The 20,305-nt window shown below is 58.9% G+C and carries 30 protein-coding genes and 2 pseudogenes; 12 read left to right on the plus strand and 20 right to left on the minus strand.

Features of this window, described 5'->3' with window-relative positions:
- The 3 genes and pseudogenes from LO50_RS25485 to LO50_RS20840 all read left to right on the plus strand — a co-directional run.
- A pseudogene (locus tag LO50_RS25485) lies at positions 1-184 on the plus strand (hypothetical protein); the annotation flags it as partial.
- A 10-nt stretch (positions 185-194) separates the two neighbouring features.
- The gene (locus tag LO50_RS20835) at positions 195-554 is read left to right on the plus strand and encodes a hypothetical protein (RefSeq protein ID WP_044316227.1); all 360 of its coding nucleotides are present in this window, start codon (positions 195-197) and stop codon (positions 552-554) included.
- Positions 555-756: 202 nt separating this feature from the next.
- Positions 757-1,692 (plus strand): S49 family peptidase, encoded by a 936-nt coding sequence (locus LO50_RS20840; RefSeq protein WP_044316228.1) that lies wholly within the window; start codon positions 757-759, stop codon positions 1,690-1,692.
- A gap of 67 nt (positions 1,693-1,759) precedes the next feature.
- Here the strand turns inward: LO50_RS20840 and yejK are convergent, their stop codons facing one another.
- From yejK to LO50_RS20865, 5 genes are all read right to left on the minus strand, one after another.
- Positions 1,760-2,764 (minus strand): nucleoid-associated protein YejK, encoded by a 1,005-nt coding sequence (gene yejK, locus LO50_RS20845; protein ID WP_044316229.1) that lies wholly within the window; start codon positions 2,762-2,764, stop codon positions 1,760-1,762.
- A gap of 60 nt (positions 2,765-2,824) precedes the next feature.
- Complete coding sequence (locus LO50_RS20850; protein ID WP_019407024.1) at positions 2,825-3,208, minus strand: hypothetical protein; 384 nt, start codon at positions 3,206-3,208, stop codon at positions 2,825-2,827.
- Positions 3,205-3,717, minus strand: coding sequence for a Lar family restriction alleviation protein (locus tag LO50_RS20855; RefSeq protein WP_152623998.1), 513 nt, complete (start codon positions 3,715-3,717; stop codon positions 3,205-3,207). The genes LO50_RS20850 and LO50_RS20855 overlap by 4 nt, the downstream gene beginning before the upstream one ends.
- Entirely contained in the window at positions 3,714-4,349 is a 636-nt protein-coding gene (locus LO50_RS20860; protein WP_152623999.1) for a hypothetical protein, read from the minus strand. The genes LO50_RS20855 and LO50_RS20860 overlap by 4 nt, the downstream gene beginning before the upstream one ends.
- A gap of 142 nt (positions 4,350-4,491) precedes the next feature.
- Positions 4,492-6,294, minus strand: coding sequence for a phosphoadenosine phosphosulfate reductase domain-containing protein (locus LO50_RS20865; protein ID WP_044316232.1), 1,803 nt, complete (start codon positions 6,292-6,294; stop codon positions 4,492-4,494).
- A 462-nt stretch (positions 6,295-6,756) separates the two neighbouring features.
- On the opposite strand from LO50_RS20865, the gene LO50_RS20870 reads away from it, so the two are divergent.
- The 8 genes from LO50_RS20870 to LO50_RS20900 all read left to right on the plus strand — a co-directional run bounded on the left by LO50_RS20870 (position 6,757) and on the right by LO50_RS20900 (position 10,234).
- Positions 6,757-7,026: a hypothetical protein gene (locus tag LO50_RS20870; RefSeq protein ID WP_044316233.1), complete on the plus strand. Its 270-nt coding sequence runs from the start codon at positions 6,757-6,759 to the stop codon at positions 7,024-7,026.
- Between the two features lie 100 nt (positions 7,027-7,126).
- Entirely contained in the window at positions 7,127-7,327 is a 201-nt protein-coding gene (locus LO50_RS20875) for a hypothetical protein (RefSeq protein WP_044316234.1), read from the plus strand.
- A gap of 29 nt (positions 7,328-7,356) precedes the next feature.
- Positions 7,357-7,602, plus strand: coding sequence for a hypothetical protein (locus LO50_RS20880; protein WP_044316235.1), 246 nt, complete (start codon positions 7,357-7,359; stop codon positions 7,600-7,602).
- A 112-nt stretch (positions 7,603-7,714) separates the two neighbouring features.
- Positions 7,715-8,065, plus strand: a complete 351-nt coding sequence (locus tag LO50_RS20885; RefSeq protein WP_044316236.1) for a hypothetical protein — start codon at positions 7,715-7,717, stop codon at positions 8,063-8,065.
- Positions 8,066-8,290: 225 nt separating this feature from the next.
- Complete coding sequence (locus LO50_RS20890) at positions 8,291-8,575, plus strand: hypothetical protein (protein ID WP_044316237.1); 285 nt, start codon at positions 8,291-8,293, stop codon at positions 8,573-8,575.
- Between the two features lie 114 nt (positions 8,576-8,689).
- Positions 8,690-9,322, plus strand: a complete 633-nt coding sequence (locus LO50_RS20895; RefSeq protein WP_044316238.1) for a hypothetical protein — start codon at positions 8,690-8,692, stop codon at positions 9,320-9,322.
- A 188-nt stretch (positions 9,323-9,510) separates the two neighbouring features.
- A complete protein-coding gene (locus tag LO50_RS24805) occupies positions 9,511-9,840 on the plus strand; it encodes a hypothetical protein (protein ID WP_125869313.1) in 330 nt (109 codons plus the stop codon).
- An 88-nt stretch (positions 9,841-9,928) separates the two neighbouring features.
- On the plus strand, positions 9,929-10,234 hold the full coding sequence (locus LO50_RS20900) for a hypothetical protein (protein ID WP_100218732.1): 306 nt from the start codon (positions 9,929-9,931) through the stop codon (positions 10,232-10,234).
- Between the two features lie 117 nt (positions 10,235-10,351).
- On the opposite strand, the gene LO50_RS20905 is transcribed toward LO50_RS20900, so the two are convergent.
- The 7 genes from LO50_RS20905 to LO50_RS20935 all read right to left on the minus strand — a co-directional run bounded on the left by LO50_RS20905 (position 10,352) and on the right by LO50_RS20935 (position 14,341).
- The gene (locus tag LO50_RS20905; RefSeq protein WP_044316239.1) at positions 10,352-10,933 is read right to left on the minus strand and encodes a DUF262 domain-containing protein; all 582 of its coding nucleotides are present in this window, start codon (positions 10,931-10,933) and stop codon (positions 10,352-10,354) included.
- Positions 10,934-10,995: 62 nt separating this feature from the next.
- Positions 10,996-11,196, minus strand: coding sequence for a hypothetical protein (locus LO50_RS20910; protein WP_019406410.1), 201 nt, complete (start codon positions 11,194-11,196; stop codon positions 10,996-10,998).
- 119 nt (positions 11,197-11,315) lie between these two features.
- On the minus strand, positions 11,316-11,723 hold the full coding sequence (locus tag LO50_RS20915; protein WP_019406411.1) for an antitoxin Xre/MbcA/ParS toxin-binding domain-containing protein: 408 nt from the start codon (positions 11,721-11,723) through the stop codon (positions 11,316-11,318).
- A 309-nt stretch (positions 11,724-12,032) separates the two neighbouring features.
- The gene (locus LO50_RS25030) at positions 12,033-12,764 is read right to left on the minus strand and encodes a hypothetical protein (RefSeq protein ID WP_052816837.1); all 732 of its coding nucleotides are present in this window, start codon (positions 12,762-12,764) and stop codon (positions 12,033-12,035) included.
- Between the two features lie 66 nt (positions 12,765-12,830).
- Positions 12,831-13,394 carry a hypothetical protein gene (locus LO50_RS20925; protein WP_051605152.1) on the minus strand — a complete coding sequence of 188 codons (564 nt, stop codon included), beginning with the start codon at positions 13,392-13,394 and terminating at the stop codon, positions 12,831-12,833.
- Positions 13,391-13,924 carry a hypothetical protein gene (locus tag LO50_RS20930; RefSeq protein ID WP_044316240.1) on the minus strand — a complete coding sequence of 178 codons (534 nt, stop codon included), beginning with the start codon at positions 13,922-13,924 and terminating at the stop codon, positions 13,391-13,393. Before LO50_RS20930 ends, LO50_RS20925 begins: the two co-directional genes overlap by 4 nt.
- A gap of 129 nt (positions 13,925-14,053) precedes the next feature.
- Positions 14,054-14,341, minus strand: coding sequence for a hypothetical protein (locus LO50_RS20935; protein ID WP_019406415.1), 288 nt, complete (start codon positions 14,339-14,341; stop codon positions 14,054-14,056).
- Positions 14,342-14,554: 213 nt separating this feature from the next.
- Between LO50_RS20935 and LO50_RS20940 the strand changes: the two genes are divergently transcribed.
- Entirely contained in the window at positions 14,555-14,818 is a 264-nt protein-coding gene (locus tag LO50_RS20940) for a hypothetical protein (protein ID WP_019406416.1), read from the plus strand.
- A 48-nt stretch (positions 14,819-14,866) separates the two neighbouring features.
- Here the strand turns inward: LO50_RS20940 and LO50_RS20945 are convergent, their stop codons facing one another.
- The 8 genes and pseudogenes from LO50_RS20945 to LO50_RS20980 all read right to left on the minus strand — a co-directional run bounded on the left by LO50_RS20945 (position 14,867) and on the right by LO50_RS20980 (position 19,959).
- Positions 14,867-15,136 (minus strand): hypothetical protein, encoded by a 270-nt coding sequence (locus LO50_RS20945; RefSeq protein WP_019406417.1) that lies wholly within the window; start codon positions 15,134-15,136, stop codon positions 14,867-14,869.
- A gap of 81 nt (positions 15,137-15,217) precedes the next feature.
- Positions 15,218-15,658: a hypothetical protein gene (locus tag LO50_RS20950; protein WP_019406418.1), complete on the minus strand. Its 441-nt coding sequence runs from the start codon at positions 15,656-15,658 to the stop codon at positions 15,218-15,220.
- Positions 15,655-16,077: a hypothetical protein gene (locus LO50_RS20955; protein ID WP_040138019.1), complete on the minus strand. Its 423-nt coding sequence runs from the start codon at positions 16,075-16,077 to the stop codon at positions 15,655-15,657. The genes LO50_RS20950 and LO50_RS20955 overlap by 4 nt, the downstream gene beginning before the upstream one ends.
- The gene (locus LO50_RS20960) at positions 16,074-16,331 is read right to left on the minus strand and encodes a hypothetical protein (RefSeq protein ID WP_040138021.1); all 258 of its coding nucleotides are present in this window, start codon (positions 16,329-16,331) and stop codon (positions 16,074-16,076) included. The genes LO50_RS20955 and LO50_RS20960 overlap by 4 nt, the downstream gene beginning before the upstream one ends.
- 422 nt (positions 16,332-16,753) lie before the next feature.
- Positions 16,754-17,167 (minus strand): hypothetical protein, encoded by a 414-nt coding sequence (locus LO50_RS20965; protein ID WP_044316241.1) that lies wholly within the window; start codon positions 17,165-17,167, stop codon positions 16,754-16,756.
- An 83-nt stretch (positions 17,168-17,250) separates the two neighbouring features.
- Positions 17,251-17,565, minus strand: a complete 315-nt coding sequence (locus tag LO50_RS24955; RefSeq protein ID WP_125869314.1) for a hypothetical protein — start codon at positions 17,563-17,565, stop codon at positions 17,251-17,253.
- 72 nt (positions 17,566-17,637) lie between these two features.
- Positions 17,638-19,146, minus strand: a pseudogene (locus LO50_RS20975) (Tn3-like element ISPa38 family transposase); the annotation flags it as partial.
- A 252-nt stretch (positions 19,147-19,398) separates the two neighbouring features.
- Entirely contained in the window at positions 19,399-19,959 is a 561-nt protein-coding gene (locus tag LO50_RS20980) for a chlorite dismutase family protein (RefSeq protein ID WP_002718009.1), read from the minus strand.
- Positions 19,960-20,305: the final 346 nt, after the last annotated feature.

Below are 20,305 nucleotides of genomic sequence, written 5' to 3' on the forward strand. Positions count from 1 at the left end.
TGGTAGGGCTTACGTTGGTTTTTGGTTCCATTGCTCCCCAAACCCCAATCTCTACGGTCTTATCACCTATCACACGATAGGCGCGATAGAGATGCCGGGAATGAGCACAACCGTCGATGCGTTCTATTCGACGACGATTGACCGAGCCGGGGTGGTTACCCCAGCCGACCCACTGCCGGATTGAGGATGATGGCGTGAGCAAACTTCAGGCATTGCTGATCGAGAGAGACAATCTCCTCCTGAAATCAGCCGATAGCTCGATCCCTCCCCGCGAGCGACTTGCGCTCAAGCTGGCGCTTCAGCTCACCCCCGAGCCGAACCCAAGCCGCGACCTTGAATGGCTGCTCCAGACCGCCCTGGACAGAGCCAGCTATGTGCACATCGAGCCGGCCGCAGACATGGCCATCTTCTCGTTCTCGGATCGCAGCATTCTGGCCGTCCTGCAGAGCGGAATGGTCTACGCGGTGCCCTCTGGTGTGCCTGAAAGTGTGCAGAAGATCATCGACTGGCTCGCTGGCCAGGGCGTCATCGAACGTGGCACCCCGAGCCACTGACCTGCCACCTCGGCACAGAACCACCGCTTTCCCTGGATGGGCTCACGGTGCCTAGCCCCTGATGCTACGCACCTGCTCACTGAGCATTGCCAGATCCTCCTCACGCCTTCTGCGTGGGACTCCTACCGTTCGTACCGGGCCTGCTTAGCAAAAGGCCATCACGGTGTTTAATTCCCCCGACATACCCAGACAAGGAACACACATGGACCAAAGCCTCGAAGTGATAGAGCGCACGCTGCAGGCGAGCATCAAGGAACAACGCGCCGCACGACGCTGGAAAAACTTCTTCCGGCTGACCACGCTTGTCATCGTGGTGACAGCCGTTGCTGTCGGCGGGAACACGGATCTGGAAGGCATCGACGGGGATACACCACTCACGGCCAAAGTGAAGGTGCGTGGCGTCATCGCTGATGGCCAGGAAGCCAGCGCAGAAAACATCAAGCGCGGGCTGACGCGAGCGTTCGAACACGAGAATACGAAGGGCGTAATCCTGGAGATCAACAGCCCTGGCGGCAGCCCGGTGCAAGCCGGCCAGGTCTACGATGAGATTGTGCGGCTGCGTGCACTGCACCCGGACATCAAGGTCTACGCGGTGATCACTGACCTGGGCGCCTCAGGCGGCTACTACATCGCGAGCGCTGCCGATCAGGTGTTCGCCGACAAAGCCAGTCTAGTCGGCTCCATCGGTGTGACGGCCGCCAGCTTCGGCTATGTCGAGCTGATGCAGAAGCTGGGTGTCGAGCGACGTGTCTACACCTCGGGCGAGCACAAAGCATTTTTGGACCAGTTCCAGCCGCAGAACGAAAAGGAAACCAAGTTCTGGGAAGGCGTGTTGCAGGCAACGCACAAGCAGTTCATAGCGGCGGTCGAAGCCGGTCGCGGCGAGCGACTGAAGGATAGTGCTGATGCCGAGCTGTTCAGCGGCTTGGTGTGGACAGGAGAGCAGGCCGTTGGCCTTGGTCTAATCGACCGACTGGGTGACTCCGATTACGTGGCCCGCGAGGTAGTAGGCGTAGAGCGGATCGTTGACTTCAGCAGCAAGCAGAACGTGGTGGACAGGTTCGCCAACAAGCTCGGCACGGCAGTGGCCAACCAGCTGTCGCTGAACCTGGGCTTTGGCGGCATGGTCCTTCGGTAGCCTGACGGACGCTACACCTTCAAAAAAAGGCCCGCTTACATGCGGGCCTTTTCGTTTCTGCGATTCCTTACGCGGATCGCTTGAGCTGGTCCCTGAGCTGGGATGGCACGTTGCGGATCGTAAGCGTATCCGCACTCTCGTCGTACTCGATCTTCGAGCCCAGCAGGTGCGATTCGAAGCTGATCGACAAACCTTCGGCGCGGCCGGTAAAGCGACGGAACTGGTTGATGGTTCGCTTATCCGCTGGGATCTCGGGTGACAGTCCATAGTCCTTGTTGCGGATGTGCTCGTAGAACGCTTTCGGTCGGTCTTCGTCGAGATGGCCAGAGAGTTCTTCAAGCGACACCGGCTCACCCAGGTTGCTCTGGGCGCTGGCATAGCCAATCAGCGTGGTCACCTTCTCGCGAGCCTGCTCCTCGGACAAGTCCTCGCTCTCCACGTATTCGCTGAACGCCTTGAGCAGCGTGCGGGTTTCGCTGGGGCCGTCAATTCCCTCCTGACATCCAATGAAGTCGCGGAAGTAGTCCGAAACCTTCCGGCCGTTCTTACCCTTGATGAAGGAGATGTACTGCCGGGACTGCTTGTTGTTCTGCCACTCGGAGAGGTTGATACGTGCAGCCAGGTGCAGTTGGCCAAGGTCCAGATGCCGGGCAGGCGCCACGTCCAGCGCATCGGTCACGGTCAAACCCTCGCTGTGGTGCAGCAGCGCGATGGCCAGGTAATCGGTCATGCCCTGCTGGTAGTGGGCAAACAGCACATGCCCCCCGGTGGACAGGTTGGATTCTTCCATCAGCTTCTGCAGATGCTCGACGGCCTGGTGGCTGAAAGCGGTGAAGTCGGTGGTGCCGTCCAGGTACTGACTCAGCCAGCCGCTGAACGGGTAGGCGCCGGATGGCTCATGGAACAGACCCCAGCCCTTGCCGGCCTTGGCGTTGTACCCGTGGTTGAGATCCGCCAGCAGATTCTCCGTTGCCTGGGAAACGGGCAATTCCGTGTCACGGGGATGAAGAACTGCCGGCGTTCCGTCCGGTTTCTTGTCGATCTGGTGGACGATGATGTGATTGATTGGCATGGATGATCCCTTGTCGTGGTGGTGTTTTTCTTCTGGTGCTGGCGGGTTGGCCTGCGTCGGTCAGCGCTGCCTGGTGCCGAACATCGACCGCAAAAGGCTTCCCAACCAGGAAAAGAGGCCCAGCTGAACGCGCGCCATTCGGCACCAGACTCCATCGACCTGAGTGGTTAAGCTGCCGTCATCATGCAGGCGCACCAGAAATGAGGTGCCGGAACGGCAGCTGGCACAAACTCCGACAGCCTCAACGGTGTAGCAGCGGAGGGCCTGGCGGATGACGGCACCGCGCATGAACCCGCTCGGGATGTCCTCACCGCACCCCGCGCAGCGGCCTTCGAAGTCCTGCCACGTTTGGCCGTTCTCGAACTCGACCGGCATCTGGCTGGCGATAGTGGGCATTTCGATCAGCTCGATGTCGCGCGGGCGCAGCGGGAGGCGTTGGCTCATATCAGTTCCTTGGTCGGCGTAGCCACGGCCGGATGTGCCGGGATCGCGTGAGGCATGAAATGCGAGACGGTATCCTCGTCTGCAAATTTGCCGAGGTTGTAAGGGTCAACAGCGGCGAAATCCAACACCAGGGAACCGTCATCGTCCGTCCAGATCTGGAACCAGACCAGGGCGACGAATTGCTCATGCTCGCCTGCGTGGACGCCAACCGGCCTCCCGTAATCGCTGGCGCACACATCCCATACCGGCCGGGTGCCTGCGACCCAGTACAGGCCCGATTCGGGCGGCGCGTTGTAGTCGAACGCCTGCCAGGCCGGCGCCGGGCTGAAGCACTGTTGGCGCTGATTCCAGCGGATATCGGCATCGCCCATGCCAGGTTCTGATTGCGTCACTCGCGCCGCGCAGCCGGTGCATGCCACGACATTGGAGTTGATCCGGTCAGTTTCCTTGGCGGGGCTCCCGCAGAAAGGGCAGGGCTTGAGTGGCTTCAATGCATTACGGCTTCTCATTTGGCACCGCCTAGAGCGCACACAACCGCGCGGCGGCAGGCCTGCATAGCAGACAGATTTTCGAAGCTCAGCGTGAGGGCGAATTTTCCGCTACCGGAATTAGAGGAGATGGCAAATGCGTTCTGCAGCGTCTCGACCAGCCCGAGCTGCTGAGGCTGAATTACGGAAAGGGCAGCGCGGCCCTTCTGCAGGCACTCGCGCATCTCGGAAGAGAGATCGCCCAACTCGCGCTCGCGCTCTTCGGCCAGCGCTACGAACGCAGCAAGCGCCTCGGCCAGCGCGGACGTAGAGAAGGCCTCGGTGTAAATCGCAACCAGTCCGTTGCCGGGTTCTTTGCTGAGCGAGGCTGCGCAGCCGGCAACATTGTTCGGTGCCAGCCGCTCAAGATCGGAGGCTCGCAGATATGCAGTCGGGGTTTTGGCGAGCGGTGCGGCCGGAGCGCAGGCAAGCATGGCTCGGTACTGTGCCGTGAGTTCTTCGCAGGCACTCGCATGCCCTACGGCAAGCGGCACATCACCGTTGAAGCCGAGCGCGGCGATCATCTCAATCGTCGGGTTTACCGGAACAGACTGCCAGTCGGCCGGCGACGTAGAGCGCAACTGCTGCTCGACATGCGCCGAGCGCGGGTCCATGCCGCCATCGGCAACGATGTCGCTGTATTTCGCTGGTGCTGGTACGCCGCCCTTGCTCGAATCACTCATGACAACCTCCTGTGAATTTGAGTTCAGGCTATCGACAAGCCGGCAGATCCCAAGCTCGGTGCCGGCAGCAAGACTAGAACCCCAGCGAGAGCTGCCCAGTTGCTGGCGCAGACATGGCCGCACACGGCACCTGAGCAGCTTGCCCGGTGAGCTTGGCGATCAGCGCATCAGGATCGTTGAGGATGTCGCGCAGCCCGTGGCGGTGGAGCTGGTTGCCGATCCGCAGCATCCGGTCCCAGGACGAATGCCCGCCCTTCTTGAACGACACGGTGCCGAAGCGGGCCAGGTAGTGCACAACATCCGAGGGGTAAACATCGGCGTGCGGGCCGTAGTATTCCAGGGCGTGATCCAGCTCGAAGTCGAAGAACATTTCCGCTCCCTCGGCATCGATGTCGAACTCGTTGGTTTCGGTCACATGGGTGTAGTAGACGCCGCCTTTCTTCACGACCGACTCAGCGTTGGCCACGCTTGCAATGGCCGACCGCAGACCCTGGTAGATCCCGTGGAATTGCTCGTCCACGAATGGCACCTCGACTTCACGGGTGACATCCAGATCCTTTCGCTCGTAGACCTTGTACTCATGCGGGATGCGGTAGCGCTTGCCGTTCTCGACAATCTGGCGGTACTCGCTCAGCGCGGTGAATGGCCGCTGGTAGGCGTAGCGCCCCCAGTAGAGGTCGATAGTGAGAATTTCCTTCATGCCCAGCAGCTGGAAACGCGGCGGTTCACCGGCTGCCCACGCGCGGTCAGCCTCATCGGCATCGATGCTCAGCGCATAGCGCAGCAGCTCAAGGCATAGCTCGGGTGAGTAGGCATTCGCAGCGATTTTTATCGTCCCGGTTTCGTCGTTGATCGACCGGGCCAGCCAGTTGCGGCCCTGTGGGTCGTAGTGGCGCGCCTGCAGGTAGTTGCGGAAATCGCTCAGCGGCTTCATCCAGCTGTGCTTGCCGGTTTCCTCGGCGAGCATGTTTTCCATGCTGCGGTCAGTACCGACACGCAGGCAGATCCAGCAGCCATGACGCGCGCCGCAGCCGGTCTTGCGCTCGACGCCGCTGTCACGGATGAAGACGTTGACCATGCAGTCGCCGCCCGCATCGCGGTAAACCTCCGTCAGGGCCTGGAAGTCGCTGTAGGTGTCGATCTGGCCGCTGGTGACCTTGCCCAGGAAGGTGAAGATGTCCAGGGTCGTGAAGTCGGCCACGGGGCTCAGCACCCACTCAGGCTTCTTGTTCGGGCCAGCAGTATTGACCGGCACGATGGCGCTCTCGCCACGGGCTTCCATATTGCGCTCGCGCACCGCGGATTCGTCCCGCCGCGTGCCGATCAGCACGACGACATCATCATCACGGTACGCGTTACCCATCTGGTGTTTCAGTACGGCTTTGATCTGTCGCTTGGTACGGTCCAGTGGCGATTTCTTCATCTGTTGCTGGCACTTAGCGCTATTGCCCGGCATAGACGCCACGGTGCGTCCGCCGATGATCGACACAAGCCAGTTTTCAGTCAGGTTGGGCTTGCACACCCAGATCCTCACCGGAAGGTTCTTGCTCGCGGCATAATCCTTGAGCGAGCGGATCTCGCCTTTGCTGTAGGCCAGCACCGCAGGGTTTTCGACCAGGGTGTCACTGGTCATGACATGGAATTCGGGAACTTCGTAACCAGCGCCCTGCAGCCGCTCCATCGCCATCAGGGTCAGGGCGACCATGACGCTACTGTCCTTGCCGAACGAACATGCCCCGATCAGGCGCTTGCCGGCGCGAATGTTGGCCTCGATGACAGCTACCGCATCCGCCACTTTCTCGTCGAAGGTGCGCTCAACGATAGGGCTTGCTACCGGGATGGGGTCTTGGAAAAGAGTGGCGTCGATCAGCTGCATGAGGGATTCCGTATGCCTGGGGCTGCGTTAAGCGATAACCCCACACTACGGCCGGTCGCCAAATACCCAAGCTCGCGACTTCCGGCGAGCGCCCAAGAGCCACGCAAAGCCCACCCGCGCTGGAAATCCACGCGGAAATTCTCCGCTCGAATCGAACCGGGCACCTACAGGCCCCGACCGCAGCGCCGGAAAATAAACTCCGCAGCCGCATAAGAAAATACCTCTGGGATACAGGCGTTCGATCAAGATCACAGGGAAAATCAGTCACTTACGATTTAAGTTCACGCGCACGGATAACAGCTGGCCGGTGATCCAGCCCGCTTTCTCTGGAAGGGAAGAACATGACGACCGCCACTAACCCATTGTCTGGCAGAGAAGGGGAGGCAAGCACAATGAGTCGGGTGCTTGGGATTGTTGCTGCGGATGGGATGCTTCAACCGTCAAGCAACGAAGGAGCCACCGATGTTCACCATCAACGCGCGCATGCTCGACGGACGCTGGAAGCCCGTGCTCGGCGCACTGCAGGGTAGATCGTGCAAGCATCACTATCACGAGTGGGGCAGTGAGCATCAGGCGGCCACCGCAGCCGTGGTAGGCCATCCCGAGAAGGCGCTGACCGATCTGCAGGTACTGAACGACGAAACCGGCGAAACGGCGCTGGTATCCGACCTGCTCACTCAAGAGATAGCGGACTTCCTGAGAGGCCATTCGAGCCCAAAGATAGAGAAGTAGGAGGGCAAGATGCATACTCGCGCAGCGAAGGTGAAAGCGGTCGGTGGGAAGGTAGAAGTCTGGGCTGAGCAGTTCAAGCCGTAAGTCAAAGGAAAACAGCATGACCATCGCCCAGGCGACTTTCGTTGAGAAGCAAGAGCAAGCCAACCGCATCGAAGGGCAGTTCGACACGCTAAAAGACCGCGTGATTGCTGCCGGCTATGGCAACAAGTACAGCGACGAAGAAGTGGCCGAGATGCGAACCGAGATGGCGATGCTGTCGAGTCAGTATTTCGACCTGACCGGCCTCACCCTGAGCTGACAAGGAAAACGCCCTGGAGGGCTCCACCGATGGACAAAGACCTCAGTTGGCACCTTGAGCAAGCGGCCCAAGAACCGGATTTAGATTCGATTGGTCTGGCCCATAACTTGGGCGAGGCGACCCTGGATCAGCTACACGACATTGTTGCATTCGCCGAGCGGCTGAAAGAAGCCGCAATGGTCGAAATGTGGGGCCGGGAGCGTGAGGCAAAGGGTATGGACAGCTCGACGCTGGAGCTGCCACCCGAGGGCTACACCGGCTACAACCCGAGTTAGAGGAAAACGCGGCGGATCTGCCGCCCAGGTACACCATAAGCCCAGCCCTAAAAAAGCTGGGCCGAGCCAGTAGAGAGGCGCGGTTTTCGCGTCCGCGAAATCGAGATTGGGCATGAGCGATCAGACAAAACACTTGGCGGGAATTCTCATTTTCACCGGCCAAATAGCAACCGCCATTCGCATGTACACCGCATACAACCAAAGCGGCACCGATCTGGAAGAGTTTGCGCCCGAAGACGTTATGTTCCTTTCGGATACGCTGGTCAGCTTTGAATTCATGGGCGAATACCTTGCTGCTGGTAATACCGCGAAAGTCATCAGCTATTGCGACAGTATTGCTCAGTCCCTGAAAACATACATGGGCCAGCCGGCCTTTGTGCGCAATCCAGCGGTGAATTTGCAGGCCGCGATTAATCACCTTGTCGCGCTGAAGTCGGTATTTTCCGAACAGCTCGCCAGTTAAGGGAAATCAGGAGGCAACATGCTCGGTTGTTGTGGAGCTGAAAGGCGGAAATTTAAAAACGAGCAGGGTCAGCTTGATCAGACCCGCCTCGACAAACTGGCCAACGAAAAGAAGGCTGCTGACTGGAGTGACCAGCGAGTCGAGAAGCTACGCGAATGCTCCTGCCCCTGCCATGAAGATGGCTCGCACGTTCTTTGCTGAATCCAGATAGGAAAACAATGAGTAATGATCACGCTATCTCTTGAGCTCACCCGCAACGAGGCTAACGGCTCAGTCTACAAACCGCACTCCGAGCTGGTCGATATGGTTTCCGTCGATAGCTTTGAAGCAGTCAAGGCAAAGTGCGAGATTGACGGTTGGGTGATCCACTCGTGGTCGGTTTCCGAACAGCTTCCTTTCGATGAGGGTTATGCCGCATCATCCGCTGGAGTTGGCAGCGATGCCAATCCCTACGCGGAGCACTTCTGGAAGCACAATGAATGGTGGCTGGGCTGGGATAGCCACCAGTAGCCGACTGTTGAGGGAATCCTATGGGGGCTTCAGTGTCCTTTGCTGCTTTCTGCAGCAACATTACTCAACCTTCAACTGATTTCCGACGGTATCTAAGAATCAAAGCAAAACATCATGGCTAACACAGACAAGACCATTTTCGATGCCGATTTCGATGAGGGAGTCGAGCTTAATTTTGTTCGTCTGACACCTCGTTTCTTGTACGCAGGGCACTGTTTCAAGGATCAATTGGAGACTGATAGTGCTCATATGCCCATCACCTACAGCTATGGCATGTCCTCGGAATCTCAGAAAGCAGCATTGTTTCAAAGGCAGCGTCGTGCAGGCGAGCCGCTAGATAGAACAAGTTTTAAGAGCAACTACTTATATGAGGCGTGGGCTGATAAGGACCTGTTAGTCGGTCTATGCGACATCAGGCTTCACGGAACGCGCTTCTTAGGCGATACATGGATGAAATTATCGCTGGAAGCCATCTATGTGAAACCCAGGTATCGACGGAAGGGTATTTGCCAAGGCCTTTGCGATATCGCCGTTGAAAACGAGTTCCAGCGGATGCTTACCGAGATGTTATCTGCTCCAGACCGGGAGAAACGGCAGTTCAAGCTTTCAGCAGAAGCAGAGCTACATAGTTTGGGGGGGCATGCGGCGATTTTGAGAGTATGTGATGAACTCTCGCTCTCAATTGAACGTCTTCTCGATGTGCACGATTTAGACATCGAATTTGAAGCTGAAACGGAGAACTGGTGAGTCGATGGGTCGCCATCTGAAAGAAACCAATTCCAATCCGCCTTCGGATTTGCGATCAAAGTAAGTAGGAAAACGTAAATGGCACGCGACGTGGCGATAGGTTTGGCTTCAGCAGCTGCTGTGCTGTTCGGTGTGGAGCTTTTCTTTCCTGGCTCCTTCGTATTGGCGTGGTGGTGAAGGATAACGCCATGTCACCAGCAAAGCCTGAGCAGCAGCACCAAGAAGCGGCTAAGCAGTTCTTAGCGAATAATCTAAGCGCCCTGTGCCAAGAACTGTATGCCTGGAAATGTCGGCAGGAGCTGCCGCCAGGTGGCTTCTTTCATAGGCTCACCGTCCTCTGCGATGTGTATGTGGTCAGTGACGATGAATACGGAGCTGCCCGTGAAGCAGAAATGCTCATTGAACAGGCTGCTTTGCTCTATGGTGCTGGCTCGCACTCATCCCCAGAAGAAACCCATGAACAACTGCGGCGCGGGCTGTATATCAGCCTTGGTCCAGTACCACCAAGGGGACTTTAGGAAAACCATTACCAGTCAGCAGGTCGGGCTTCGATTAGCGTGTAGCGGCAATTGGCCGTTCCAACCGAACCGAGTAGGTAGACAAAGCATGGAAATGAAATTCCGCACCACATCCGGCGCAATCGTCAATGCCAACCCTTTGGCTGATTCCCCCGGCCCCGTGAGCCTTCCTGATCCGGGTGCTGAGCGTGGCGTAGGCCAGGTGGAGCCCGCGCATCTTCTGCGCAAGCAGATCGAGCGCGTGATTCGTGAATATGGTGCTGATCCAACGGAAGCCGCACTAGCCGTCTGCGTCGTCCTCGATGGGAAACTGGGGCTGGCTGAGGATGGCTACTTCGACGATGACGAAACCGTGCTTAACGCGATACTGGCCAAAGACCAGGCCGACGACTGAACTGTCCATCTAACCGCGTCGCCGAACAGCGCTTCTGCGAACCGACGCCCATCTGTGCGAGCGAGTCGGGATTACCGGCGCTCCACTACATAAAGCGCCTGAGCTGAAGCCACTTGGTTAGCCAGTCGCGCCGTCAGTTTGGGCCTCGGCCAGCAGGGCGCGCACGCGGGCAATTTCCTCTGCGCTATGAGGCGTTCCACCTGCGTTCAAGGCGAGGTACTGCGACAGCAGATCCGCACGCTTGGTGAAGCCGTGAATGGCCACCTTCATGCACATCCGCTTCGGGGAAAATTGGGTACCGGCTAGCTCGTTTGCAGTGAATCCGAACGGTTTGACATTGCCTTTGACGAACTCGGTAACAGCGGTGTAGCGCTGCAGGCCATCGTACTGCAGGCCAACCGGCAGATCCGACTCAGGATCAGGATCACCCCATTCCGAGCAATTGAACTGGATCAGAAATGCGCTGGTGGGGACTACAGCGCGGAGGCAGTTTTCAATGAAGTGGCGCTGCTGCTCGGCGGACCAAACATGGCCCCGCTGGAAATCCGGGCAAAGGTCTAGTCCACCATAATCTATGGCGAGTCTGGCCAATGAGCGCTCCAGGTCAAACCAGCGATAGTCGGCCTGCCACTTGGCCGCGTGCAGAGGCTGAATGATGCTGAGCAGGTGCTGCTCAAAGTCGGTAATTACACGAGACATGGTTCTTCCTGCGGATATTCCAGGCAAAGCGGGGAGCTTGAATTATGTCGAGATCGACCGATTCAGTCTTGTTCACAGAAGGAATCATAGGCCGACCCGACAGCATGCAAGAGGTGCCCCTTCGCCATCAGATCATCAACACGCAGCTTCAGCGCATCAGCCATCTGTTGCGCCGTCACATCCTCGCCGTCTTCACACCTGGAGCCGGAGACGCTGAAGGCGATGGTGTAAGCGTGATTGTAAGTGCGGGCTGCCTGAGTCATTACATGATTACCTGAGCTGTTTGGACTGAACTCAGATTCGCATGAAGCGCCGCTAACCCAAGCCCGAAAGAGGCCGGGCCAGCTTCGCAGTGGCCGCAGATGCTGCCCGGCAGAGCGGACTATCGGGCGCTTCGGATCAGGGAGACGGTCAGATGGGCCGCGCCGTTGTCGTGGTGAAATACTTCTGCGGGCCTGTGCCCGCCCAGCTGCTCGCTCGGAGTAGCAAGCCACTGATCAGCAGCTTCGGCATTGCCGAGAACCGCCTGCGCCAAAGCCAACACGAAAGCCAGCTCGAAGGCGACATAGCTTTCCTTCTGGCCCAAGCAGGCCCCCTTCGGGCGGATCTGGCGTGCATACGCAGCCAGGGGCCGACTGGCTGACAACTGATCGATCACCGACGCCGGCAGACCGTCGCCTACTGCGCGCAACACCTCCCTTTCAGGGATAGCCACCGAAAGGCCCGCAATGTCTTCGAGCCGCTTTCTGTAAGTGCGGTATGTCTGTGCATCAAATGCGATATCGAGCATGGTAAGGCGTCCCATCCAGAGAGATAACTTTCACTGGTATCGACAGCCTTGCGCTCATCCGAAACAATTTCTTCAATGATCCGATAAGCGGCGAGCCTGCCTAGAACCGAGCAGGCGAGGGGGTCAAGAGATGGCCGCTCATATGCCACTATCAGCTGGGCCTTCCACTGAAGGCCAGAATACGCCGGATTAGGAGGCAAGCCTTGGCCAGCTGCCACTCGGGCAGCACGGTATGCACATTGCCATTCAGCTCTGGTACCACTGTAGCGCCCCAGGCTGGGTTTTCGTGGGAAGCACATGATGACACCCTCAGCAGCACGCAAATTTGCGAAGGGAGCCTTCGAGGGTCCCGGTCCAGATTGCCCCGGATTTCATGCCTTCTCCGTGATAGACATTGAACTGCTGGCCCACACGAATACCGTTGGGCACGCATGCACGATGCACAGTCGGGTGGCCTTCGATATCGAAATCCTGGTACCCGTGCTTGTCGCACACCAGGCGCGCGCTGAGCAGATGAGGGGGTAACTCGTTGCAGCGGGCCTTGTGCAGCAGCGCGCGGGCCTGCTCGGCAATCAGAGCACGTTCGGCCTTGGCCGCCTCGGTGCGCGATGCGTAGGTGAAGTCGCCAGGCGCTCCCGGCTCGTCGCGGCGCGGGTCGCACACGATCCGCCACTTTCCGTCCGCATAGTTGCGACTGACGCAGCCGCAACCTCCTTCCGGCCGCGCGATGTTCCAGACGTACCATCCGCCCTTACGCCACGCACTGAACATCGGCACCCAGTCGTCATCTTCGGCCAGCGCTTCGGTGAAGTCGAAGACTCGGCAGCAGATAACCCGTGCCGAGTCCGGGGCAAACAGAACGCTGTACTCAAGCAGGCTGGATTGTCCGTTACGCTCGGCCTGGACAAAGCGCACGAGCTTGGCTCCGTCTTCTCGCCACGGCTCGACGGCCGTATTGCGGTAGCCAAAGTCTGTTGTGCAGAACTGCGCTTCAGCAGCCGCCAGGCGGGCGGATTGAACAGTGATATCGGTGATGGTCATGGCGCTGTCCTGGGGAAGCGGGGGAGATGGCTTCAGGCTACGGCCAGGCCCGCAAAACCCAAGCTGCTAGGGCGGCTTCAAGCTGACATGCCTGCGCATCTTCCCAGGTCCGGCCATGTCCCATGTGGCCTTGGTACCGCCATCGGCCGGCTCAGCGCCCATCCCGAAAGTGAAGGCCAGCACATGCGTGCACTGCTCTGCCACGAGCCGGTTGCGTGCGAACATCGCTGCATAGCCTTTGCACTCGGCCTGGTAGGTGCATTGCGCGCCACCGAGGATCGCTTCCTGGATGTCGGCTAGCGTGTCTCGCCGGATCGCCCGGCTGAATTGCCTGTGGTAATGGTTTGCTGCACCGCCGCTGGTGCCATTGCCACCGGAAAAACTCGCCTCGAATGGCGCAGGAAGATGCAGTGTCAGGCTGGCGGATAAGCCCTCATTGAAGGCCCAGACTGCTGCATGATCGGCCCACGCAGCACCGCCAGAAACGAGATGGTCGCCGGGTCGCACATAGAACCTGACCGCACGGCAAATGAACTCCCAGTGGGAAATATCCATTGGGAATTGCTTATCGCGCCCTGCGGTGCCGATGACCGCGATCACCCGTTGCATGCCGGCGTGGTGCTCGGTCATCCCACAACGAACAGCGGGCCGGTGGGCGACTCCGTGCGTGTGAGCGTCACATCGTTCTCCAGGCGCAGCAGGATCTTGTCGCCCACTTTGAACAGCGAGAAGGCCATAGCATCATCGTCGAACGATACATGCACACAGGGAACCTCATCAGTTCCGGTCGCGGGGTTGGTGTTGACCTCGGCCACGACAGAAATCATGTCATCCAAGGCGCCATCCATAGCGCCAACGGTTAGGTAAACCTGACCATTTACGCCTCGCTGGTCCTCGATGTCGATCTGATGCGTAGCCGGCTTGGCCTCACCCTCGCCGTAGGCTTGCCAGTGCTTGACCTGAACCGACTTGGGCGGGTGCATGGCAGCAAACTCCCAGACGCCGGGCTGCCCGTGGACCGCAGCGCCACGGACGAAGCGCACATCGAGGCTGCTGTACTCGGCCAGCAACTCTTCATCGGTCCCGTAGACGAGTCCGACAATCTTGTATCCATCCCTGGCTTGCTCGGGGGCGGTACCGAATTCGCAGATGACTGCCATGCTCGTATCCTCGCGGTGTGCTGGTTTAGATAGCCTCAGCTTCGCACGATGGCCCTAGAACCCAAGCCGCAGCCCCATGCACAAGAAAGGGGCCGAAGCCCCCATGTGCGTAGCGAATGAAAGTGTCGCCTATACCGGATATCCACCATTCTCGGCCCGGCGAACTGCGCTCTGCTCACGCTCCCAGGCGAAGTTGTCCTGTTCTTCTTCCCAAGAAGCCATTGCGGCGTCGTAGTCCGGCTGGAGCCGCGCCACCTCGGCGGTGAAGGCGTCATCCGCGATCTGATCCCATTCGCTGGCCCCTTCATCGTTGAGGGTGTCGCGCACGTTGTCGCGATAGTCCGCGACTTGACCTTGGTCCACGCCGATGCGTGCGGAGCGGATTGCAAAGTCGATTGCTTGCTTGCGGTCCATCATGCTGCCCCTGGTCCGGTGGATTAACGCCCGGCAAACCGAGCTGATGAACCTAATCTTCCCGCCGACCATTTGAATCCCAAGTGAGGATGTGCAGAACGAAAGATTGATTTTGCATGACACGCGGCCGCTGCTGGTCGGCAGGTAGTGATGCCCCTATGCTGGCACTGGCGGCGTGGATTTCCTGCGCTGCCTGTTCACAAGCGAGGTAATGGCATGAAGAAAGAAGAGCTGTACGATCAGTTCGCAGCCAAGGCGGTCGATGCTGCGGCGCGAACGGCGTTCGAGATCGGCCTACAGCGTGGGCACGAGCAGGGATTTCAGGAAGGCTTTGAAGCCGGCACGCTGGTTGGGTTCGTGGCAGGGCTTGAGTCCGTGAAGGGTGCGATCTCAGACGGCACGCGCAATGGCTCCTCCGAATGCGCCCGCGTTCTGGAGAGTTACAAGCGGCTGGGTGTAACTGGCGACGATGAAGAGTGACAAAAAAACCCCGCCTCGGCGGGGTTTTTCTCGCCTCAGAACTAAGCGTCAGCAGAGACGGCAGGATTGGCGCAGATCACGGCCGTCAATGGCGGCATCAAGCACGTCCAGAGCGGCCATGCCGGTGCACCAGAGGTGGCTCGCGCGCTTTGCCATGTCCTCGATGGTTTCACGCACCTCGATCAAGTTCTTTGGCTCCGGCTCCATCCGTATGCGCTTGGTAGCTACAGCGAGGCGCACGGCCTCATCCAGGCCGTAATCCGCATAGGGATGCCGGATGACAGGCAAGGCGTCCAGGCTGGGAAGTGTGGCATTCATCTGCGAAACCTCGTTTTCAGCGATCTTTGCTGACTACCATAGCTCTGCACAGGGCAAACCCAAGGGCAGCAGTCATTAAGCTCAACCTTGATGGTCATCGGCAGTAACGCGCTCGATCTTGATACCAGCGCCGGTCAGCGTCGTGGGGGCGTCATAGGCAACACCCCCCATCTCAGGCCACTTGCGCGGCTCGCCAGCAGAAATTACCCCCTGAGAAATGGCGGAATCCCAGGCAAGACGGTGACGCATTTGCGTGAACATGTCCCAGAGCTGGTCGCCGGTCGCATGCCAGCCCACACCGCCACTCTGGTTGGGTGCCAAGCCCTGTGCGGGCTTGGTGATGGCCTCCACCGCACGGGTGAGTTCATAGCCGTTGATCATTTCGCCGTCGCGGTTGCGCAGGTAATCCAACGCCATATCCATCTGACCCATGACCAGCCGACTGCAGGTTTCGGTCGCCCGGCACAGCAACTGCAGCTGCTCGCGGGTGAGAGTGATCTGGTAGGTTTCGGCGGCGTTCACTTGGTTGTCCCGATCAGTGCGCCGGGGCCAACGGCGATCCAGTTTGCCGGTAGCGGATTGAGCGGGCAGGCGTCGCGCTGCACGTAGGAGTTCACGTCATAGGTGGTGCGCACCACATCCACATCGCCCCGGTGGAATGTGACCAGTATGCCGCACTCGTTCAGGTACAGCGTTTCGTTCTCTACGCCGTTGCTGAGGTTGAAACGGCCATGCCATAGGCCAGAAACGAGGGACTGCGCCTGTCCTGCCTTATCCACCCTGGAGAACTCAGTGTAGACCTTGGCTCCCGCCCCCTGATAGAACTGCACGTAATGTCCCGGCGCGACGGGGAAATCTACTCGGGGGAAGGGTTTGCTCTCTCCGCAACCGGCGAGAAGAACCGTCGCAAGCCCGATCACAGAAGAAAATACCCGCCTCACTGCAAGCTCCTTCCCTTTGCTCCACCCAAGCGCCGCATCCTGATGGCGCTGAGGATCACCGACACAACAGCGAATCCAAGCGCAATCAGCATAAGTGGGCGACTAGCTGCCAGCTGGCCGCCGATCTCAGCCATCGGCGAGCCAACGAATGAAAAGACAAGACCAACACCCGCGATCAGGGCGAGCGCGAACGCGGCCTTGATATTGATCATCAGCGCATCGATCTGCAGACGCTCGCTTTTTGACTTCCTCATAATCCATCTCCAACGTAAGCCGCTTACAGTGCATCAGGTTTAGGCATCTCGGCCCTGGGAACTTCGGCCATCGGCGCCCCGCATACTGCGCATAGGTAACCGCCGTTTGGGGCTCCTTTGAGCCCTTTAGTCGAAACACTTTCCCAGCAAGCAGAATATGGCTGATCGTTCTCGCTGGTTTTTTCTTCGCCTTGGTGACCGTTAGTGCAAGCGAAGTAGCGGTAGGTCCGCATCGTCATGGCTGTTTTCCCTCATTTACGGCCGGTGCGCTCGATGCTCAGCACGTCGCTGCCGGTCTTGGCAGTACACAGGGTTTGGGTCGGATCAGTCATGTCGATTATGGCTCCTTTCGAACAGGCGCCGCCGTAGTCCCGGTAGCAACCATGAGCGGGTGGTCCGCGCTAGAACGGACGCGCATGGCCTCACACTCCTTCGCGAGTCTTCCCGTGGTTGATCAACCGCCACTTGGCCATCGCAGACTCTTCGTCAACGGCGCTAAGTGCGCCAACAATCTCACGATTGCCCAGGTACTTGCGGATTTCATCCGCCGTCCCTTCCCAGGCCATGAGGTTGCCGGTGTAGTTGCTGAAGACTACGCAGTAGTTCTTCTCGGCAGCAATTGTCGCCGGGTGTGGCTCGCCAGTAACCACCCGGAGCGCGGCTCGTAGGTCAGCCAAGAGTTCCGCGATACCTTCCTGCTCCGCGTCATCCTCGAAGCCCTCAATGAACCGCTCAGCTTTATGCAGGGCTGACGTAACTACCGCTACCTCACCGGCTACATGGGTCGTGAATCGCGCCGATACAGGTTCGGCGTTCTGGCTGATTACTTCGTTCATGGTGTCTCCGTACTGAAGTGGCGGGCACTTCGATAATCGGTGTTGCGCTGAGAAACCCAACTTGGCGAGGCAATCCACCTGCCTTAAACGGCAATAACGCCTTCATGCACGAGCGCGTTGTAGGCAATACGCAGCAACGGCAGATGCTCAGCCACCGACATCTCGGTATCGAGTTCTTCATAGGCGTTGAGTCCTTCCCACCAGGCTTGGAAAGACTCGAATGTCGGGAAGCTGATTACTTCGTCATCGAGCATGGTGGTGATGCTGGCTTGCATCACTTCGAGGCTTGGCGCCGGCGTGTCGGAGCTGGGGAACTCCGTTGCCAACCGATCCATCGCTGCGCTGTACTGCTCTTCAAATTTGGAGTCACTGGCTTCTGCAGGCGGTGCTGCTGGCACCTCCTCGAAGAAATGCCGAATCGACAGAGGAACCTATGTGGGGTCGTCTCAGAAAACGGAAAATAAAGCACGCTAAGCCGGTTGCAGCGGCCGTAGCGGCCTGAACTTGCCCGCGCCGATCTTGGCGCTGCTGCGCCAGAGGTAATCGCCGGTCAGGTTGATGTGCTCCCAGCCGAGCGGCGACAGGTACTGCAACAGGCCGTCATCGACGGCTTGACCGTGGCCACGCAAGGCGTTCGCGGCCCGCTCCAGATAGACCGTGTTCCATAGCACGATGGCCGCCGTCACCAGGTTGAGGCCGCTGGCCCGGTAGCGCTGCTGCTCGAAGCTGCGGTCGCGGATTTCCCCCAGGCGGTTGAAGAACACGGCGCGGGCCAGCGCGTTGCGCGCCTCGCCTTTGTTCAGCCCGGCATGCACGCGGCGGCGCAGCTCGACGCTTTGCAGCCAGTCCAGGATGAACAGTGTGCGCTCGATGCGTCCCAGCTCACGCAGGGCGACGGCCAGGCCGTTCTGGCGCGGGTAGCTGCCAAGCTTCCTGAGCATCAGCGAGGCCGTCGCCGTGCCCTGCTTGATCGAGGTGGCCATCCGCAGGATTTCATCCCAATGGGCGCGGACGTGCTTGATGTTGAGCGTGCCGCCGATCATCGGTTTCAACGCCTCGTAGGTGGCATCGCCCTTCGGGATGTAGAGCTTGGTGTCGCCCAGGTCACGAATGCGCGGGGCGAAGCGGAAGCCCAGCAGGTGCATCAACGCGAAGACGTGGTCCGTGAACCCTGCCGTGTCGGTGTAGTGCTCCTCGATCCGCAGGTCGGATTCGTGATACAGCAGGCCGTCGAGCACGTAGGTCGAGTCGCGCACGCCGACGTTCACGACCTTGGTGTGGAACGGCGCGTACTGGTCGGAGATATGGGTGTAGAACGTCCGCCCTGGGCTGCTGCCGTATTTCGGATTGATGTGGCCGGTGCTCTCGGCCTTGCTGCCGGTGCGGAAGTTCTGGCCGTCCGACGATGACGTGGTGCCGTCGCCCCAATGCTCGGCGAAGGGATGTCGGAACTGCGCGTTGACCAGCTCGGCCAGTGCCGCCCCGTAGGTTTCGTCGCGGATGTGCCAGGCTTGCAGCCAGGCCAGCTTGGCGTAGGTCGTGCCGGGGCACGATTCCGCCATCTTGGTCAGGCCCAGGTTGATCGCGTCGGCGAGGATCGTGGTCAGCAACAGGTTTTTGTCCTTGGCCAGGTCGCCTGACTTCAGGTGGGCGAAGTGCCGGGTGAAGCCCGTCCATTCGTCTACCTCCAGCAGCAATTCGGTGATCTTGACGTGCGGTAGGATCATCGCCGTCTGGTCGATCAGGGCCTGTGCGGTATCGGGCACCGCCGCATCGAGCGGCGTGATCTTCAGGCCCGACTCCGTGATGATGGCGTCCGGCAGCTCGTTGGCCAGCGCCATGCGGTTGACGGTGGCGAGCTGCGTTTCCAGCAGCGTCAGCCGGTCATGCAGGTACTGGTCGCAATCGGTGGCCACGGCCAGCGGCAATTCGCTGGCCTGCTTGAGGCTGGCGAATTTCGCGGGCGGCACCAGGTAGTTGTAGCGGCTCGCGTTTGAAAACGGGCGTGCTCGCATTCGACGCCGCTTTCGGCTCGAATTAACTGCAACTGACGGCGCGCTGATGCTCACGCTATCTGCAAACGAGCTTGCAATCGACGGCGGCGGCTCGCATTTCATGGCGGCGTGCTCGAATTAATTGCAAGTGAAATGCCGGGTTCCAAGCTATCCAAAATCAATAGATGCAGTGCCGGCTGCCCGCTAACGCCTCTGAGCGGTCAGACGGGGATTGACCTACGCCGCCTCTCGCACGAGACGGATATCGACTTCTCTGTCAACGTACTTCCATTCCTCTGTTGCACGCAGTTCGGAAAGCAATGCGTTGAACTCAGCCTCATGGGTTGGCGCGAACTCGAACCAATTGAGAAAATCGAACGGTTCATTTTCAGAGAGGTCGCGGCAGTGGTGGAGCTTGCGCGCTACTGCAGGCAAGTAGTTGAGCCCGATTTGGATGTGCTTTGACTTTTCGAAAACGCTCCGGCGCTCGTCTTGCGTGAATTCCCACCAAGCTGCGTTTTTTCGGATCGGTATCAACGCAGCGCAAGTTGCTTCTGGGCGCGCTAGCCCTTGCTGCTTCACCACAATTTCGTTCTTCTCTTCGCGCATGACATACCGTTCATTGCTTGTTATTCCGCGAAGTACCCAGGGTGCATTGGTTTCGGGCTGCAACTCTGAGGCAGATATTACGTTGAGCCTTTTGGCTTCAGGCAGTGACTTGCCAACTATGGTTTCGGTTCCAACGATCCGCCAAAGACCGCTGTCTCCGCCGACGAATGCAAATAATCGTGTATCCATTTCACCCCCTTCATGTGAGTGTGTTAACTTTTTTACAGCCTCAAAAAACCTATCTGCCCATCCCATGCTTGTGCATCATCGTCTCGCCTCGCTTAGCGTAGTATTGCATTACGCTTACCAGCGCCCCCAGTTAAATTGTAAATATAGCATCGAATTGGTCTGTGATACGACCGCCAGAAAATAGCCGTTTGTCGCCATTTCAAAAATTAATTGTACCGTATCGGTACGCCCTAACTAGGCGTCAGGCCGGAACCTTGGGCCGCGTCAGGATAGGGCCGATTCCAGCATTTTCTGACGCCTCGCCGGCAACCTCTAGGGCCTCAACCTGACAGGCCGTACGCTTAAC

Origin of the sequence: Stutzerimonas stutzeri, from assembly GCF_000935215.1 — a bacterium.
Taxonomy (GTDB): Bacteria; Pseudomonadota; Gammaproteobacteria; order Pseudomonadales; family Pseudomonadaceae; genus Stutzerimonas.